Origin of the sequence: Sporosarcina sp. Marseille-Q4063 (assembly GCF_018309085.1) — a bacterium.
GTDB lineage: Bacteria > Bacillota > Bacilli > Bacillales_A > Planococcaceae > Sporosarcina.
Window position 1 is genome coordinate 2892038 of the sequence record NZ_CP070502.1, and the last position, 18124, is coordinate 2910161.

At 42.3% G+C, this 18124-nt stretch carries 23 protein-coding genes; 11 read left to right on the forward strand and 12 right to left on the reverse strand.

Annotated features, from left to right (window positions below):
* Positions 1–133: 133 nt before the first annotated feature.
* From JSQ81_RS14945 to JSQ81_RS14955, 3 genes are all read right to left on the reverse strand, one after another.
* Entirely contained in the window at positions 134–1033 is a 900-nt protein-coding gene (locus tag JSQ81_RS14945; RefSeq protein WP_212604811.1) for a DMT family transporter, read from the reverse strand.
* A gap of 185 nt (positions 1034–1218) precedes the next feature.
* Positions 1219–1554, reverse strand: coding sequence for a hypothetical protein (locus JSQ81_RS14950; protein WP_212604812.1), 336 nt, complete (start codon positions 1552–1554; stop codon positions 1219–1221).
* 411 nt (positions 1555–1965) lie between these two features.
* Positions 1966–3318 (reverse strand): YjiH family protein, encoded by a 1353-nt coding sequence (locus JSQ81_RS14955; protein ID WP_212604813.1) that lies wholly within the window; start codon positions 3316–3318, stop codon positions 1966–1968.
* A 216-nt stretch (positions 3319–3534) separates the two neighbouring features.
* Between JSQ81_RS14955 and JSQ81_RS14960 the strand changes: the two genes are divergently transcribed.
* Positions 3535–4272 carry a beta-ketoacyl-ACP reductase gene (locus JSQ81_RS14960; RefSeq protein WP_212604814.1) on the forward strand — a complete coding sequence of 246 codons (738 nt, stop codon included), beginning with the start codon at positions 3535–3537 and terminating at the stop codon, positions 4270–4272.
* Between the two features lie 55 nt (positions 4273–4327).
* Here the strand turns inward: JSQ81_RS14960 and bshB2 are convergent, their stop codons facing one another.
* From bshB2 to JSQ81_RS14980, 4 genes are all read right to left on the reverse strand, one after another.
* Entirely contained in the window at positions 4328–5008 is a 681-nt protein-coding gene (gene bshB2 / locus JSQ81_RS14965; protein ID WP_212607687.1) for a bacillithiol biosynthesis deacetylase BshB2, read from the reverse strand.
* A gap of 17 nt (positions 5009–5025) precedes the next feature.
* Complete coding sequence (locus JSQ81_RS14970) at positions 5026–5376, reverse strand: YojF family protein (RefSeq protein ID WP_212604815.1); 351 nt, start codon at positions 5374–5376, stop codon at positions 5026–5028.
* A 299-nt stretch (positions 5377–5675) separates the two neighbouring features.
* Entirely contained in the window at positions 5676–6506 is an 831-nt protein-coding gene (thiD, locus tag JSQ81_RS14975) for a bifunctional hydroxymethylpyrimidine kinase/phosphomethylpyrimidine kinase (protein WP_212604816.1), read from the reverse strand.
* 60 nt (positions 6507–6566) lie between these two features.
* Positions 6567–6833 carry a hypothetical protein gene (locus tag JSQ81_RS14980; RefSeq protein ID WP_212604817.1) on the reverse strand — a complete coding sequence of 89 codons (267 nt, stop codon included), beginning with the start codon at positions 6831–6833 and terminating at the stop codon, positions 6567–6569.
* A gap of 104 nt (positions 6834–6937) precedes the next feature.
* On the opposite strand from JSQ81_RS14980, the gene JSQ81_RS14985 reads away from it, so the two are divergent.
* From JSQ81_RS14985 to JSQ81_RS15000, 4 genes are all read left to right on the forward strand, one after another.
* Entirely contained in the window at positions 6938–7690 is a 753-nt protein-coding gene (locus JSQ81_RS14985) for a DUF4230 domain-containing protein (protein WP_212604818.1), read from the forward strand.
* 5 nt (positions 7691–7695) lie between these two features.
* Positions 7696–8382, forward strand: a complete 687-nt coding sequence (locus JSQ81_RS14990; RefSeq protein WP_212604819.1) for a uracil-DNA glycosylase — start codon at positions 7696–7698, stop codon at positions 8380–8382.
* 67 nt (positions 8383–8449) lie between these two features.
* Positions 8450–8710: a YwdI family protein gene (locus tag JSQ81_RS14995; protein ID WP_212604820.1), complete on the forward strand. Its 261-nt coding sequence runs from the start codon at positions 8450–8452 to the stop codon at positions 8708–8710.
* A 26-nt stretch (positions 8711–8736) separates the two neighbouring features.
* Positions 8737–9117: a DUF423 domain-containing protein gene (locus JSQ81_RS15000; protein WP_212604821.1), complete on the forward strand. Its 381-nt coding sequence runs from the start codon at positions 8737–8739 to the stop codon at positions 9115–9117.
* A 39-nt stretch (positions 9118–9156) separates the two neighbouring features.
* Here the strand turns inward: JSQ81_RS15000 and JSQ81_RS15005 are convergent, their stop codons facing one another.
* Entirely contained in the window at positions 9157–9585 is a 429-nt protein-coding gene (locus JSQ81_RS15005) for a spore coat protein GerQ (protein ID WP_212604822.1), read from the reverse strand.
* Positions 9586–9641: 56 nt separating this feature from the next.
* The gene (locus JSQ81_RS15010; RefSeq protein WP_212604823.1) at positions 9642–10061 is read right to left on the reverse strand and encodes a cell wall hydrolase; all 420 of its coding nucleotides are present in this window, start codon (positions 10059–10061) and stop codon (positions 9642–9644) included.
* Positions 10062–10159: 98 nt separating this feature from the next.
* Here JSQ81_RS15010 and JSQ81_RS15015 point away from each other — a divergent pair, with 98 nt between their 5' ends.
* Positions 10160–11014, forward strand: coding sequence for an aminopeptidase (locus JSQ81_RS15015; RefSeq protein ID WP_212604824.1), 855 nt, complete (start codon positions 10160–10162; stop codon positions 11012–11014).
* 558 nt (positions 11015–11572) lie between these two features.
* Here JSQ81_RS15015 and hemQ read toward each other — a convergent pair.
* The gene (hemQ, locus tag JSQ81_RS15020) at positions 11573–12322 is read right to left on the reverse strand and encodes a hydrogen peroxide-dependent heme synthase (RefSeq protein WP_212604825.1); all 750 of its coding nucleotides are present in this window, start codon (positions 12320–12322) and stop codon (positions 11573–11575) included.
* A gap of 175 nt (positions 12323–12497) precedes the next feature.
* Here hemQ and pta point away from each other — a divergent pair, with 175 nt between their 5' ends.
* Entirely contained in the window at positions 12498–13469 is a 972-nt protein-coding gene (pta, locus tag JSQ81_RS15025; RefSeq protein ID WP_212604826.1) for a phosphate acetyltransferase, read from the forward strand.
* Between the two features lie 16 nt (positions 13470–13485).
* Positions 13486–14325, forward strand: coding sequence for an octanoyl-[GcvH]:protein N-octanoyltransferase (locus JSQ81_RS15030; RefSeq protein ID WP_212604827.1), 840 nt, complete (start codon positions 13486–13488; stop codon positions 14323–14325).
* 21 nt (positions 14326–14346) lie between these two features.
* Here the strand turns inward: JSQ81_RS15030 and JSQ81_RS15035 are convergent, their stop codons facing one another.
* Positions 14347–14982, reverse strand: a complete 636-nt coding sequence (locus JSQ81_RS15035) for an RsfA family transcriptional regulator (RefSeq protein WP_212604828.1) — start codon at positions 14980–14982, stop codon at positions 14347–14349.
* 170 nt (positions 14983–15152) lie between these two features.
* Here JSQ81_RS15035 and JSQ81_RS15040 point away from each other — a divergent pair, with 170 nt between their 5' ends.
* Both JSQ81_RS15040 and JSQ81_RS15045 read left to right on the forward strand, forming a co-directional pair.
* The gene (locus tag JSQ81_RS15040; RefSeq protein ID WP_212604829.1) at positions 15153–16451 is read left to right on the forward strand and encodes an HD domain-containing protein; all 1299 of its coding nucleotides are present in this window, start codon (positions 15153–15155) and stop codon (positions 16449–16451) included.
* 14 nt (positions 16452–16465) lie between these two features.
* Entirely contained in the window at positions 16466–16969 is a 504-nt protein-coding gene (locus JSQ81_RS15045; protein ID WP_212604830.1) for a YwgA family protein, read from the forward strand.
* A 60-nt stretch (positions 16970–17029) separates the two neighbouring features.
* Here the strand turns inward: JSQ81_RS15045 and JSQ81_RS15050 are convergent, their stop codons facing one another.
* Positions 17030–17215 carry a 2-hydroxymuconate tautomerase gene (locus tag JSQ81_RS15050; protein ID WP_212604831.1) on the reverse strand — a complete coding sequence of 62 codons (186 nt, stop codon included), beginning with the start codon at positions 17213–17215 and terminating at the stop codon, positions 17030–17032.
* A gap of 66 nt (positions 17216–17281) precedes the next feature.
* Between JSQ81_RS15050 and JSQ81_RS15055 the strand changes: the two genes are divergently transcribed.
* A complete protein-coding gene (locus tag JSQ81_RS15055; RefSeq protein WP_212604832.1) occupies positions 17282–17797 on the forward strand; it encodes a YwhD family protein in 516 nt (171 codons plus the stop codon).
* Positions 17798–18124 lie beyond the last annotated feature (327 nt).

Sequence of the window (18124 nt, forward strand, 5' to 3'; positions counted from 1 at the left end):
CGACCAAAGTAGCCGCTCAAACGACTAAAGAGACTTCCGAAACGACTAAAGCAGTGTGCAAACGACTAAAGAGGCTATCGAAACGACTATAGCTGGTTGCCAAACGACTAAAGCATCCCCACATCACTCTTAATCAATCAACCGGCGCCTCACGAACCTTCCTAAACTTAATCGAATGCAGATTCATCAACACCAAACTAACAATCATCAACGGCAAACCAATAGCAATCCCGATATGAAGCGGCTCATCTAAAAATAAAACGCCTAGCGCAATCGAGACGAATGGAACGATGAACGTCACCATGACAGCAAGAATCGGTCCACTTATCGAGACAATCACATAAAAAATCACATAGCCGAGTCCTGAACTTAAACTTCCTAGCACCAAAAGTGGTAAGAAAACAGCCGGCGATCCAAGTTGTAAAATAGCTGCCGGTTCGATGAACAAACTAATCGGTCCATTAATAACAACAGCAATCATAAGCGTCCAAAAGCATAACTGAAGCGCCGGAACATGAGAATAAAACTTATTTACATACAGAGAATTAAGTGCATAACACGAAGTAGTCCCAAACATCAATAATGCATGAAACAATGAAAATTCAGCGCCGATTGCCTGTCCAGAAAAAGCAAGCAACGTAACAACCGCAATAAATCCGATAATCAAACTAAACACTTGGTTTCGAAGCGGCTTAACTTTCAGCAAGAAAACGGAAAACACGACAGCTAATAACGGAGTCGTCGCATTCAATATTCCGCTCAAACCCGAATCGATACCTTGAAGCGCGAACCCCATGAAATTCCATGGAATCGCCCCTGCCAAAGCGACTACGAGTAAAAACTTGGGCGTCACTATCTTTAAGTCAATCCGATTTTTCGGTCGCAATAAAAAAGGAAGTAACGCCGCGACTCCAAATAAACAACGTAGAAAAACAATCGTCATCGGTTCAAAATAGTCGAGAAGCTCTTTCGTCCATAAAAAAGAAGATCCCCATAACACACTAAGAAATAATAAATATAGCACTGGCCTCATCAACAATTCACCTATCATTCATTTGAAATTTCACAATCTATCAAAAGCGTTGTTACTCATCGTAGCATGGAAAATAACGAAATGCTGAAATACCGTCTTTAAAATAAAAAAAGACCTCGCAGTCATCATGCAAGGTCATCATGTAATATATCAAGGCTCCCTGAAATGAACCGTCAAATTAGTTATTAAATCGCTAGGAAAGTTGTTACAACCATAGCAATCGCAAGTACTCGCGCAAAATGTTGTTTGATTTCAATCGTTAAATGACGCGCATTAATGGTCAGCCGTACGTCCAATTTATCACCAAGTTGTTGCAGTTGATGCCCTAACGCGATGATCAGAAATCCTACAACGAAATGAACCCAACTACTCATCCCAACAGCCAAATAAATCAGGCTCGCGGTCATGTACACGACACCAATCATTGTAGTGAGATGCCCAACGCCTCTTAACAAAAGAAACATCAGTTGACTAAAATTGATCCGCTCATTCCTTGTTTCCAAGTTTTCATGTAAATACAATAAATATATATCCCCTTTACATATATTGTTTCCTCTTAATGGTTCATGAGGAAGACTATACATATAGTATACACTAAATTATCTTATTGTACACACAATAAGATTTCTTTACAGGAAAATAGGACTATGTAAGTTGATATTGAATTTGAATAGAAAACACTAACTAATTTTCTTTATACAATTGAATCTATAGTTGATTGTAGTGGAGGGCGGCGACTCCAGCGGGATTAAGCGGGACAGGTGAGACCCCGCAGTGGAGCGCAGTTAGCGACCGAGGAGGCTCACCGCCCGCCCCGTGGAACGCGTCCGCCCGGAACGGAAATCAACGGTCTATACAAGAAAAACCGAGTACTCGAACAATAAATCGTTCAAGCACTCGGTTAATATTGGTTATTACAATGGTCCATTAACTCAAAACAACAAATGCGCAACACCGGCAACAATCGGCAACGCAATAAGCGTACGCAATAAGAAAATCATGACTAAATCCAAGAAATTCACAGGTATCTTAGATCCTAATAGCAATCCGCCAACTTCGGCCATGAAAATAAGTTGTGTAACGGAAATCGTTGCAACTACAAACAATGTTAATTCAGAAGTAATCATGCCTTCTGCTAAAATCGCAGGCAAGAACATATCCGTAAATCCGACAACCATAAGTTGCGCGGCATCCGCAGCTTCAGGAATACCGAGAACCGATAAAATTGGCTCAAATGGTTTTCCAAGAATAGTAAATACCGGAGTGTACTCCGCCAAAATAAGCGCCACCGTACCGAAAGCCATAACAACAGGAATAACGCCAATCCACATATCAAGCACGTTTTTAAATCCATCCGCAAACGTCTTGCCAAATGAGCGATTCGTCTCCGCCTTCGCCAACGCATTTTCAAGACCATGAGAAAAAGAATTATACCCCTCAGGCAATTTTTCCTCATCACCCGTAAACGGGCGACCATCGATATACTCGTCAGCCTTACCACCAAGCGGGTAAATACGCGGCATGATAAATGCCAGGATTAGGCCAGTTAAAATAACAGTCCCGTAAAACTGCAAGAAGTAAGAACTTAACCCAACGTGATCAATAATAACAATCGAAAACGTAATCGAAACAACCGAAAATGTCGTACCAATAATCGCTGCTTCTTTTTTCGTATAATAACCTTCTTCATATTGCTTCGCTGTCAATAAAACACCAATCGTTCCATCGCCGATCCACGAAGTCAGTGCATCAATAGAAGAACGACCCGGCAGTTTGAATAAAGGACGCATCACTTTCACCATCATCGTCCCGAAAAACTCAAGCAATCCGAAATTCAGAAGAAGTGGCAATAGCATCCCAGCAAATAAGAAAATGGTGAAAAGAAATGTAACAAGACCATCTTCACTTAGAAGAAGTCCGCCCGTGTTTTCATTCCAAATCCAATCGGGCCCAATTTGTAAAACGACAAGTAAAGCAAGCGCCGCGCCGATAATTCGTGTAATGACCCAGAATATCGACACACTGAACAAATTCGTAGTGAAAGATGTATCTTCTTCATCTTTACCTTTCAATAAATAAAGAATAGAACCCAGTGCCGCAATAATAAGAATAACCGTAGCAGTCCAAGGCATAATCGGTGCAATAAAACCGGAAAGAATATCGGCCAAAGTCGCAATCGGCACTTTCCAATCCCCAGTAAGTTTTACCGGTACCATAAATAACAAGATTCCAAGAATAGATGGAATAAGGAATAATAACCATGTCGATAAATTATATTTCTTCATTTCAAAAATCGCCCCTAGTTGTAATTTCTCGTTTGTATATTAATACAATATAACTGCTTTATATGCATAAGTAAAGAGTAAAAAGATGTAAGCGGTTACAAGATTAATTCTAACAGAAAGTCTCGCTGAATGTGTAACATTTTCGGAAGATTGACTAGTCTTACAACTTGACGTATTGTGAAATTATAAATACAGGAAATAAATGGGGGTTAAGTCATGAAGTTAAGTGAAAAAATTGGGCTGATTACCGGCGGAGCGAATGGTATTGGAAAAATAACTGCTAAAAGATTCCTCGAAGAAGGAGCAACCGTCGTCATCAGTGACGTAAATGAACAAGCCGGAATTGAAGCAGTAAACGAGCTTAAGCATTACGGTGATATTACATTTATTCAAGCGGATGTATCAAAATCCGATGAAGTCGAATCGATGGTCCAAGAAATCGTAAGCAATCATCGAACAATTGATATTCTCATTAATAATGCCGGAATTACAATTGATGGTTTTTTAACGAGCATGAACGAAGAATCATGGGAGAAGGTAATTGCGGTAAACTTATCAGGCGTATTCAACTGCACAAAAGCGGTCGTTCCCGTCATGATGGCACAACAATCTGGCGTAATCCTCAACGCGTCATCGGTTGTAGGGATTAACGGAAACATCGGCCAAACCAATTACGCGGCAACGAAAGCGGGCGTTATCGGGATGACGAAAAGTTGGGCAAAAGAATTCGGTCCCAAAGGAATTCGAGTGAATGCCATTGCACCGGGTTTCATAGCCACAGAAATGACCGCAAAAGTTCCGCCGAAAGTCATTGAATTAATGAAAGCCCAAACGCCTTTGAAAAAACTAGGAAAACCAGAAGACATCGCGGCGGGGTACTTGTATTTAGCTTCAGAAGACGCAAATTTCATTAACGGAACGATTCTCACAATCGACGGCGGACTCATCATGTAAATAAAAAACCGTAAAAGCGTGTCACAACGCTCTTACGGTTTTCTCACGTAGCTATTTATTCAAAATCCTCATCCCATTTATAAGAGAAAAAACGCTCATAACGAACCCATTTCATCCGTTCTGGATCTTTTGCGGCAAGCTTCGCATCCAATTCTTTCATCATCCAAACAGTTTGAGATTCATGCGCGCGTAATGCGGCAAGTTTTTGCTCAATCGTATCTTGAATGTCATGAATAATATCGGGCGTGCCTAATTCTGCTTCCGTATTATTCGCGAAAGCAACGGCATAAAGCTTTGGACGTGTTGCTTCATCCATCCGGCGAATGGCTCGAACGACTGCGCGTGCGCTTGCTTCATGGTCGGGGTGAACGGAATATCCTGGATAAAATGAAATGACGAGTGATGGATTCGTTTCCTCGATTAAATCTTCGACGAGTTTGACCATTTTTTCATCGTTTTCAAATTCCAACGTTTTATCTCGAAAACCCATTAGTCGTAAATCATCAAGACCCATTGCGTCGCATGCTTTTTTAAGTTCAGCCTTACGAATTTGCGGCAATGTTTCCCGTGTCGCAAACTGTGGATTCCCTAAATTACGACCCATTTCACCTAACGTAAGACAGGCGTATGTAACGGGAACCCCCATTTTACGGTACGCTGCAATTGTACCGGAAATTCCGAACGCTTCATCGTCCGGATGGGGAAGGACAATAAGTACGTGGCGTTCTTTTATAATCATGAATGTGTTCCTCCTTAATATGTGAACGGCGATTCGCTTATATGCAAGGCAACCGAAAGTTTCCCTTCATGATCAAGCCCCGCGAGCAACAGTCGATCATGTTCGTCGACTGTATAATGTGTAATTCCTTGTGCATAAATCCAACCAGAAGGAAGTTTCAAGCCGACCCGGTGCGGAGAATCTCCAACGATCTTTCCGAGCTCGAATTTAATAACGACGTTGCGAATAAACGCCCCGGCGTTTAAAAAACCTTCTTTAAAATGGCTTGCATACGACCCATTTGTCGTTTCCAAATGGATGTAAACATCTTTATTTGCGAAGGATGTGAGTAACTCCTGTACGTGTTCTTGGTCCACAATTTCCATAATATATCCTCCTAAACGAAAATCACAACTCTCCCTAGTATATAGATAAATGCGCTATATGATAAAGAAAACGACCTCGGAATCTCCGGGTCGTCGCTTGTTGGATGCTGTAAAGTTACTAATAGTGGAAGTCTTCAAACTTGGAGATTTCACTTCTAGCTCCATGCGCCAGCCCCTCGGGTCATAAGCAATCGAGCTATAAAGAAGAATTGAACTGCATTCTTCCTCGGCAAAAGAGCACCACGTCGCTCGCTTGCTTATGCCTGTCGGGGCTAAACGGGCGCCTTGCGCATTTGTTCTTAAACCTCTGCCGTAGTAATCTCCGGTCCGCCGAATTTATTTTTCGCGCCGTGATAGACAGGTCCAACGTATTCATTTAGTTGCCAACCATTTGCAATCGCAGCTGAAACGAATTTCTTTCCTTCAATGACAGCTTCTCTAACATCAAGTCCGTTTGCAAGATTTGCCGTGATAGAAGCAGCGAGCGTACATCCCGCTCCGTGGTTATAATGATTCTCGCTTTTTTCCGCCTCAAGCAATGTGAAAGTTTCACCGTCAAAAAGTAAATCCGCCGCAGCATCATGCTTGATGGCTTTACCGCCTTTGATAAAGACATTTTTCGCTCCATGCGCATGAATTTTCTTCGCAGCTTCTTTCATATCTTCAATCGTTTTCGGTGTTTTAATCCCTGCCAGTTGGCCAGCTTCAAAGAGATTCGGCGTGACAACAAGTGCATTTGGAAGTAAATGTTCAATCATCGCATCGACCGTTCCAGGGTTCAGCACTTCATCTTCACCTTTACAAACCATTACCGGGTCAATCACCACTTTAGAAAGTCCGGCTTCTTTAATCGCGTCGCCCGCGGTTTCAATCACTTCTTCAGTACTAAGCATGCCTGTCTTAATGGCATCGATTCCTGTCGAAAGAGCAGTCGCAATTTGCGTTTTTAGCACGTCTACAGGAAGTGAATAGACACTGTGGCTCCAATTAGTCGGATCCATCGTGACAACAACAGTCAATGCCGTCATGCCGTATGTACCGTGTTCTTGAAAAGTTTTTAAGTCGGCTTGAATACCCGCGCCGCCTGAAGTATCTGATCCTGCTATAGTCAAAATCTTTTTCAAAGTCATTTTTGAAGTCCCCTTTTATTGGAATGGAATCAACCTTCATTTTACCAAATTAATATTAAACTACAAATTTCGGATATCATCCGCAATGATTAATTTAAATAAGGCGTAACTAAATACAGCGGATGTGAGAAAGAAAATAATTGCGCTAATCCAATGTCCATAAATCAGTAAAGCCGTGGAAAGGCCGACGAGAGCAACTATTCCGAGTACAATGAAAGTCAGAAAAACCTTGAATCCGATGTTTTTCGTGCGTTCAGTAACATGTTCTCCATTTTTCGCCGCTTCGGTAATTTTAGTCAATTTATTTCGCATATTCATATCGGACATGTGGAATCCCTCCAAAGATAGTTTAACACGAATTTCTAGTTGTTGAAACGTCGATTTTGCTATATTGTGAGTAGTATAGAATCAGATGAAAAGGAGGGCTATTTATGTCGAATAATAAAAAAACGGATGAAATCGAACGTCTTTTAAAAGAACTGAAAGCCAGTGAAGAGGAGACGGCTGTCACAGTAGAAGAAACAAGGAACAGTCAATCCGGGTTTTGGGGTGTTGGAAAACTATTCTTTTCAGTTTGGAAGAAATCGATTTTGATCATAGCCCTTCTAATCCTTACGTTAATGATTGCGCTGCCTTTTGCGACGTTTTACTTCCTAAAAACAGGAAGCACATTCACAGAGGAAAAAGGCGTGTTTTTGGAGCGAATAATAGATATTAATGAGCTTGCAACAGCAGAAGCTTATTCGAAAGCTATTATTAAACGAGAAGATAATAAAATACTCGGGAAAGACATCGGAATGAACCTGGCAGGCACGAAACGACAACTATTGGTCGTTGTACCAGGGTCTGTGAAAGCCGGCGTGGATTTATCAGGCATATCAAATGACGATTTTATTTTCAATGAAAGTAAGAAAACAGCTAAATTGACCTTGCCGCACGCAACATTTTTAAGCGATCCCGTAGTATTCTTGGATAAAGCAGATATCTATTCCCTGGAAGGCTTATTTCGTGGAAAAGCCAATATCGAAGAAGGGTTTGAAATAGCCGAGGAAGCCAAAGAGTTAATTCTAAAAGATGCGACTGAACAAGGTGTTTTGCAAAGGGCGGAAAAAAACGCTGAAAAGACATTGCGAGAAATGTTTTCATTCGCGGGCTATGATGTAACGATTGAGTTCAAGGAGTGACAAAGTTGAGTAGTAAAATTTTCGAAAATGATTGGGATGAAGTTTTGCATGAAGAATTTACAAAACCGTATTATGCAAAGCTTCGCCAGTTTTTGATCAAAGAATACGCTGACGAGACGATTTATCCGCAGCAAAATGATTTATGGACAGCATTTAAATTAACACCGTTCAATAATGTAAAAGTCGTCATTCTAGGGCAAGATCCCTACCACGGCGCTGGACAAGCGCACGGCTTAAGCTTTTCCGTAAAACCGGACGTGAAAATACCGCCTAGTTTAAGAAATATGTATAAAGAACTCGCGGAAGATATAGGCTGTCCCATTCCGAAAAATGGAACGCTTACCGGCTGGGCTAAGCAGGGTGTTCTCATGCTGAATACCGTCCTGACGGTGAGGGAAGGGGCGGCACATTCCCATAGAAACAAAGGGTGGGAAGTGTTCACCGATGAAGTCATTCGGAAATTATCAAACAGGGAAAAACCAGTCGTGTTCATCCTCTGGGGAAGACCCGCGCAGGAAAAGAGAAAACTGATCGATGTTTCCGAGCATGCCATTATCGAATCCTTTCACCCAAGCCCATTGAGCGCAAGCCGCGGATTTTTTGGAAGCAAGCCCTATTCAAAAGTAAACACAGTTTTGAAGGCTTGGAATGAAGAGCCGATTAGCTGGTGCCAAACAAGCGACATGCTTTAATTCGCACTGAACGCGTGATAAGGTAAAAGCACAACATACTTTCGAAAGACAAAGGGATGATAATAAAATGATTTCCTACAATCAAGTATTTCTTGAAATGGAGCGACAACTAACTGCCGCCAAGAAAACTGAAGATGAACGTGAAATGAGGGAAGCGCTCGCTGCGATCAGGTCGCTTTGCGAAGTAGCGCTCGGAGGACAGTCTAGGAATGACGAAAAGGTAATTCCTAAAATGCTCACATCACAGCCAGTTCAACCAATCCAATCGCTCGAAGCGAAGCCGATGGAAGAAGAAGGGGCAAACGGCGGCTCGATATTTGATTTTTAAAGATTAGAAAGAAGGTAGGAATAGATATGCCATTTTTCATTATTGCTGGCGCGGTGAACGCAGCAATCGCCGTCATGCTCGGCGCATTCGGTGCGCATGCATTAAAAGAGAAACTTTCCGAACATTACTTAGCCATTTGGGAAACTGCCGTTCAATATCAAATGTTCCACGCGCTCGGTTTGATAGCCATCGGGATCTTGATGAGTTCATCATTAATCGGTCCGATCACTCAACTAACTTGGGCGGGTTGGCTACTACTTGCCGGAATCATTATTTTCTCGGGTAGTTTATACGTTTTGAGCCTGTCAGGTATCGGCATCCTTGGTGCAATCACGCCAATCGGCGGCGTCGCATTCATTATCGGATGGATTATGCTCATCATCGCAGCACTAAAAATTTCAAACTAAAAAACTTCCGCTAGCCACAAAAGGCAAGCGGAAGTTTTTTCATACTTGACGAGGTTGCACAGTTTGAGGGAAATATTTCACTTGGCCTTCAAACTCCGCATAATCAAAGTAAATCATCGGGAAAAGAAATTGATGATCCGTAGATGCTTCATGGATAATGACGTGATCACGGCCTGCCGCTTCTACATAACCAGTGATATTCCTCACGTTCAAGGCCTCTCCAACTGTATGTGCAAATGAAAAGTGAAAAGTTCCTGGTTCACCGATATTTAATCTTAAAATGTTTTCAATGTACGATTGTTCCCCCATGGGAAGTCCAGCTGGTATTGTACCGCTCGGCATTGATACCGGTGGCGGAACCATTGGCTGTTGCATCGGTTGCATCGGTTGCATCGGTTGCATCTGCTGCATATTCGGGTTTTGCATTTTCGGTTGTTGAAAATTTGGGTTCCAATAATATTGGACCATTCATTCATCCTTTCATTATATGAATAAAACACGTAAAAGCCTTCAAACGTAGTCACTTAAACTGTTGGACATACACCTACAAGCGGAGAGAAAAAGCAATGTGATTTGTATCGGCCCGTATTCCACTGACCATACCATTGAGCCGGACAAGCGCCTGTGGGCATGAAAAACCATAACGAACGGGTAGCGGGGTGAAAACGTTCACCCGCGAGAACTCGCCTGGCAAGTGCGATATCTTCCGGACGCGCACGTTGGTAGAAGTAGCCCTTTTGTGTTGCTTCAAAACCTCCGGGCGATTGAAATACCATATCTTGCAAACTGCGAATATTGTTAAAGTCTAGGCAATCACCAAGGACGCGGTTCACGCCAACGTTTCCGACCATGAGCATGCCCAGCTTGCCATCTCCTTCCGCTTCGGCACGCATTAGCCGGGCAAGTAGTTCAACCTCTGCCTCATTGTGAGCAATCACTGCCAAAGAAAAACCTCCTCACGTAAAAGATATGCAAAGGTTGCTATAAAGATGACAGAAAAGCATGAGCCCCTATGGTAAACTGTGGAAAAGGGGGATTTCGAATGCGCATAGAAAACATCATTCCAGACTTTTTAGTAGTATATGAATCAAACCAAGATTTTAGAATGACTGATTTAGAGAAGTATATAAACAAACATCCCGACATATTCAAGCAATACTTCCCGAATCATTGTCCAAAAACAGAAGAACGACTTCAGATGGCAATAAATAAATATCCAACCAAAATCGACGACATCCGTATGATTTCAGAACAGCTTCCAACGATTATTAAAGATGTTGAAGCTTTGTTCAATAAAACCTTCAAATTAGACATGGCCCTTCACTACAAACTGATTGTCGGCACATTCGGTTCGAACGCATTCGTCACACGAGACAATAAACGTGAAATCTACTTTGCAGTCGAGAAACTATCTGCCGACATCGAACACCTAAAAGTAATCGTCGCGCACGAAATCGGCCACGTCGCCCATTTTTCATTCGCAACTAATCAAGATATGGACTGGACAACAGTCGATTGGATGCACGGACTCACCACGCTCTACACAGAAGGCGCCGCAACATATCTGTCTGAGAAGATCGTTCCTGATCTGAACGAATCCGTGTATTTTACATACGATGACGAAGGTGATTCGTGGGTAAAGTGTTATGAAGTGAATAAAACCGAAGTGAAAAGACGTTTTTTAGAGGATGTTTCCAATGGTTGGAACATGGCCAAAGAAAAAGAGTGGTTCCGTCTATCAGGCGGCAACTATTTCGGTCATAATCGGCTTGGCTATTTGTTGGGAACGGATTATGTAGAGCAGCTCGTCGACCGGGTAGGGGAGGAAGAAGCGCTGACGTTTTGGGTTGAGAATGACGTGAAGAAAGATATTTTAGCGTGGTTGGACACTAAATAACTTGAGAAGCCCATCAAGGGAAATTTGCTTGCACTCATAAGAGGTTTGCTTGCACTTCGACGTTCTTTCCTTACAGTTGACAGTGTTTTGCTTGCACTTATCCATCATTTCCTTGCACTCAAAAGAATTTGCTTGCAAGTCGGGACCTTGTACCCGTAAGAAAACCGATGTTCAAACAACTTTTTAGAAGAAAACACTACATAACTACTCCTTTATAATGAAATTAGTCGATTGGAGTGGAGGGGGACGACTCCCGCGGAATTAGCGAGACAGCCGAGACCCTGGACTGAGCGTAGCGAAAGCCGTGACGAAGAACGGCTTTTGCGACCGAAAAGCGAAGCGTTTGGGAGCACATAGATTTACAGGCTGTATAATTTTGCAAAGGCCGCAAAATTATACAAATCGAACTCTTCGTTGTTCGATTGGCTCGGCGCTCGCCCGCAGGAAAGCGGCCCCCGCAACGGAAATCAACGGTCCATATAAAAAAACGAGTACCTGAATAAAAGATCATTCAAGTACTCGCAAAATTATATTGTGTTTTGTCTTTTAACTACTTAATTAAATCTTAAAAAACTCAGTAGTCTTATCGCCATCTAAAATCGTACCAACGAAAAACGATCCGAACTCAGCATAACGCGCGCTCGCCTCATCAAAACGCATCTCATAAATGATCTTCTTAAACTGAAGAACATCATCCGAGAACAACGTAACGCCCCACTCATAATCGTCGAAACCGACAGACCCTGAAATGATTTGTTTAATCTTCCCAGCATAACTACGACCAATCATACCGTGGTCATACATCAACTTTCTGCGTGTCTCCATATCAAGCATGAACCAGTTGTCATCGCCATCGCGCTTTTTATCCATCGGGTAGAAACAGATATACTGACTGCGTGGCAATTCCGGATACAAACGTCCGCGAACATACGGGTTTTGATACGGATCTTCATCCGACTCGCCTGCAAGATAATTGGACAATTCAACAACCGAAACGTATGAATACGCCGGAATTGTAAAGTCCGCAATCGCGAGCTTATTAAACTCCGCCTCTAGCTCTTGTAATTCATCCATTGTCGGACGTAAAATCATCAGCATGAAATCTGCTTTTTGCCCAACAACTGTATAGAAAGCATGACTGCCTGTTTTTTCATCATGTGCTTTTTGGAGCTTGTCCAGATATTGATGAAACTCATCAATTACAGTTTGGCGTTCTTCCTCGGAAAGTGTTTTCCAAGACGACCAATCCATCGTGCGGAGATCGTGTAATGCGTACCATCCATCGAGCGTAACTGCTGCTTCATTCAAAGAAATCAGACTCCTTCATAAAGAATTTTGCTACTCAAATCAGTTTAGCACATTTGTATTAAAAACTACTCTCCAGACGGTTTTGTCATGAATTCGTCATGAGTGTGTCGCTGTATACCTGCAGCCATTTCGTGTATGCTAGAGGTATAAGATTAGGTTGAAAGGTGGACTATTAATGACTGATTTATTCAGTGAAATTCAAGAAAGTTTAAAAGGGACCCAAAAGACAATTGTATTGCCAGAGGGAACCGACGAACGTGTACTAAAAGCGGCAGCACGCTTACAAAGCGAAGGACTTGTGAAGCCGATTTTACTTGGGAATGAAGATGAAGTGAAAAATGCCGCTTCTACAGCAGCCATCAATATAGAAAACATCTCAATTATTGACCCCGCTACAGCACCCTATTTTGACGAACTCGTTGAACAATTCGTCGAACGCCGCCAAGGAAAAAACACAGTCGAACAAGCAAGAGAACTACTTCAAACAGTGAATTATTTCGGTACAATGCTCGTCTATACAGGACGTGCCGACGGACTTGTTAGCGGTGCAGTGCATTCCACGGCAGACACAGTTCGACCAGCGCTACAAATCATACGAACAAAACCAGGAATCTCAAGAACAAGCGGCGCCTTCATCATGATGAAAGGCGAAGAAAGACTCGTCTTTGCAGATTGCGCAATCACAGTCGCTCCGAATTCGCAAGAACTAGCAGAAATCGCAGTTGCAAGCGCGAAAACCGCACGTTCATTTGGAATAAATCCTCGTGTTGCCATGCTGTCATTTTCAACAAAAGGTTCAGCTGTGACAGACGAAACAACAAAAGTAGCCGATGCAGTGGCAATAGCAAAGGATATCGATCCAGAGCTAACAATAGACGGCGAGTTTCAGTTCGACGCGGCATACGTACCAGAAGTCGCCAAAACAAAAGCACCCGATTCAATGATTCAAGGCGATGCAAACGTATTTGTTTTCCCATCACTTGAAGCAGGGAACATCGGATACAAACTAACAGAAAGACTTGGAGGATACGAAGCAATCGGTCCAGTTTTACAAGGCTTGAACGCACCTGTCAACGATTTATCACGCGGTTGTTCCGCAGATGACGTGTACAAGCTAAGCCTGCTGACCGCAGCCCAAAGTCTTTAATCAGGAGAAATGAATAATGTCATCATATGAATCTTTTTTACGCATCCCCGAATGGCGATTTATGGACGAATCGATTAGCGCCCAGAAACGTTCCGCGCTCGAATCATTTGCCGCGGATGATACGCTTTGCCATCTCGTCGGACAACAGATGAGCATTCCAGCGGTTCGAACGTGGGTTCACGATAAAACAATCGTCCTCGGCATTCAGGATCATCGGCTTCCGAACATTTCGGAAGCCACTACAGTATTAGAAAACGCAGGTTATCAATCAATCGTCCGAAATTCTGGCGGTCTAGCAGTCGTCTTGGACGATGGGGTTTTAAATATCTCGATGATTCTTTCAGAGCAGAACACATCGATTGATATTCCGACAGGTTATGAAATTATGCTTGAATTCGTAAAACTGCTATTCCCAGAAGCGGAGGGTCGAATTAAAGCCTATGAAATTGTCGGATCTTATTGTCCGGGTTCCTATGATCTTAGTATCGATGGATTAAAATTTGCGGGGATTTCACAACGGAGACTTCGCCAAGGAATCGCCGTTCAAGTGTACTTATGTATTGAAGGAAGTGGCGGGGAACGCGCGGAGTTAATTCGCGAACTATACGACGTGGGGATAAACGGCCAAGCAACGAAGTTTGTCTATCCAACCATAAAGCCGGAAGTAATGGCATCCCTTTCTGAACTGCTTAATCTCGAACTGACAGTGAGCGATGTAAATATGCGTGTTCAAATGTTATTGCGCTCACTCGCTGAAAATGTTGCGACAGGCGGTTTTCATGACGATGAAATGGACATGTACGCATTTTATTTAAACCGGGTCGTCGAACGCAATAAAAAAATGCTTATAAAATAATTGCAAATAAAAAGCCACCAATCAAAAGCTGATTGGTGGTTCTTTTGATACGAGATTTCCGTTCTGTTCCATTTGGAAAACAGGCGCGGTACGTTCATCTTCGCCGTCAAGCGTGACAAGTCTGCGAGCGCGGTTCATGATTTGAACAAATGCTTCATAATCAGAGCGAAGCGTTTCATTCTCGTTTTTAAGCTTGTTGATTTCCTTTTCAAGCTGTTTAATCGTGTCATTTGCTGCTTTTGCTGTTTGCCTCCAACGGAACGATTCGCTATCTCCCGCACCCGAATGATGAAGGCGGACAAGGTAAGCGATGACTGTATCTAGCGTTAACGCAGATAGTGGAACCGCCACCCTATTATCCTCGTTGCTACCTTGTGTAGGTGTGTATAATTGTTGACCGCGTCTCTTAAAATCTTTACCAAGCATACGAATCGCTTGTTTTCTTTCCTTTTTGGCATCCTCGAGCTCTACTTCATAATCGCGTCGAACCACTGCGTTCCATCTAAATCCGCAAGCAGCTGCCGTACGATTTAAAGCATCGCCGACTTCTTCAAAGGCGCTTAATTGAGTACTGCCTTCTCGAACGTGTCGAAGAACCGTCTCTGCCAATAAAACATCATTTTCTTCCATCCAAGCATCCTGCCTAACTTTCACCATAGTAGTGCCTCCTGCCATGTTCATAATCTCTTTCTATCGATAGTGTGCACATCCAATCACTATTTTATTCATTCATTGTATCCGCATTTAAAAGTTTCTTATTTCGTTTCACGCTTTCAGAGCCGTCATTTTTTGAGTACAATAGACTTAGGGAGTTACGGAGGTGCAAAATGGACTATAAAAATGAAAAGTTAATCGAAGAAAAAGTGTTTAAAGATCCAGTTCATCGCTATATTCATGTCAACGACAAAGTCATCTGGGATGTAATCGGAACACGTGAATTCCAGCGCCTCAGACGAATCAAACAACTAGGGACAACCTATCTTGTGTTCCACGGGGCCGAACATAGTCGTTTTCATCATTCGCTCGGCGTCTATGAAATCGTTCGTCGCATTGTAGACGACGGTTTTAGCGGCCGACCGGAATGGGACGATGAAGAACGTCTCGTCACGCTTTGCGCGGCACTATTACATGATTTGGGACATGGTCCATATTCACACGCCTTTGAAAATGTCTTCGATCTCGATCATGAAAAATTCACGCAAGCAATTATCCTCGGCGAAACTGAAGTGAATGCGGTACTCAGAAAAGTATCACCAGAATTTCCGCAAAAAATTGCCGATGTCATCGGAAAAACATATCCCGACAAATTAGTCGTTAGTTTAATCTCGAGTCAAATCGATGCCGATCGAATGGATTATTTACAACGAGACGCTTATTTTACAGGCGTATCCTACGGTCATTTCGACATGGAAAGAATTTTGCGCGTGATGCGTCCGTCAGAAGACCAAGCCGTCGTGAAATCCAGCGGAATGCATGCGGTGGAAGACTATATCATGAGCCGCTACCAAATGTATTGGCAAGTCTATTTTCATCCTGTTTCAAGAAGCGCGGAAGTTATTTTAACAAAAATACTCCACCGGGCTAAATATTTATATGAAACTGGTTATGAATTCAAGCAACAGCCTGTCCACTTTCAAACGTTTTTCGATAAAACATTACGATTGGAAGACTATATCGCACTAGATGAAGGCGTGATGACGACTTATTTTCAAATGTGGACGAAAGAATCGGACGAGGTACTCGCCGATTTAAGTAATCGTTTCCTCAACCGGCGCCTCTTTCAATACGTTGAATTTAATCCGGCCGTTGAATATGAAAAAATGCATGAAATCAAAGAACTTTTTATAGAAGCGGGAATCGATCCAGAATATTATCTCGTGGTAGACTCATCATCAGATTTACCGTATGATTTTTATCGACCGGGGGAAGAGAATGAACGACTTCCAATATTTTTGAAAATGCCAAACGGCGAATTAAGCGAAATATCTCGTTCATCGGACATCGTCGACGCAATTTCAGGAAAACGCAGAACCGATCACAAACTTTATTTTCCAGAGGATTTATTAGAAGCGGGGAAAGCAGACAATCCGTTGTATCATAAAATTTTACAGATGTTGAAAAACTAGAAAGGGTGGACAACTTGTTGCAAGAACACGCAAAAATCGTGCAATTTATTTCATTGGCGGAAGAAGTCACCGGACGAAAAAAGCTCCAGAAAATGATTTACATCGCAAAAAAGATGGATTTCCCTTTCTCAGAGAAATTCGAACTACATATGTATGGACCCTATTCAGAAGAATTAACCTTACGCGTGGAAGAATTATGCGAAATGGGTTTTCTGAACGAACAACGCATCGACAAAGGATCCTATGTGCAATACCAATACGATGTATCCGGCGAGGGACAACGGTTTCTAGAAACAGCTGAAAAAGTTCCCGACAGCCTTTCGAATTTCATTCAAAAAATGCAAGCGAAAAGTTCAAGATTTCTAGAGCTGGTCTCAACCCTTTTATATTTCGACCACTTCGAGAAAAAAGAACAAATTGAAAAAGTTCAAGTCGTCAAAAACAAATTGAAGTTTTCCGAAGCGGAAATTGAAGACGCATTTGTATTTTTAAATGACCTAGAATTAATTTCGAATTAAAAAAAGCTGGCTACCATTGACATAACGTCGTGGAGCCAGCTTTTTTATATTATGAATAAATCACTCATCAACAGGGCGTTTCCCAGCTACGGCGTAATCATTCTTTGACATTTCTTCAATGAAAACAACAACATTCTCAGCAGGCGCACCTGTCGTTTCTGAAACAGCTTCAGTTACTTTTTCACATAGCGCACGTTTTTGTTCATCAGTACGACCTTCAAACATTTTCACAGTTACATATGGCATTTTCTTTTCCCTCCTTCAAAGTATCCAGTATACTAATGATATTATCAGAGTTGGAGGGGTAAACAAATGGGAAATGAACAAAAACCAAAACCGAAAATGGGTTTTACAATCATAAAAGATGATCCGACTGACGGTCACAAAGGATTCGGAATTGGATCATTGTCATTGGAAAATGTATCGCCGGTCATTATCGACGTTGAAGAAGAAGTAGCAACGATTGAAATTGGCGCAATGCATGCGAGAAGCCCTCTCGAACGAGGCATTCGATTTTTACCAACACGTGAAGAGTCCGCAAACGGAAAAGCGTACTGGCTAATTTGGGTGACCATTGATTATAAAGAAGAAGGCCCTTATTATTCCGGCGTGACGGCATGTGAAATGGTGATTGATCGTTCCATCCGCCGAGGTTATAAAAATTTTGTGGATCATATGAATCGCATGGACCGCTCCATGAAAGGGAAAATCATGGTCGATGACATGGACGACACATCCAAACGCGTACTAGCAGAATTTTTAAAAGAACATAACGAAGAAATATGGAATCGCAGCAACGCTGAATTACATGATGGGTTGCGCGTATAATCGACAAAGTTATGAACGAAATATGACGTTTTTAAAGTAACTTTCGTCAGGATAGTTGAATGTCCGGATAAAAGTCAGTACACTTATTAATAGCTTGCGAATGTAAGCTAGGACTACCGATTTAGTTCCCGCGAATGCATGTAGAACGTCAAACCAACCCAAGCCTGATTTTCTATTTGTGTAAGCGGTTCTAATCGGTAAAAAAAGCTTCCTATCCCTTGATATCAAGGAGAGGAAGCTTTTTTAATTTGCAATCCGACCAATAATCATTGAGAAACGACCAAAGTCGACCTTGAAACGACCAAACCGACACTCCAAACGACTATA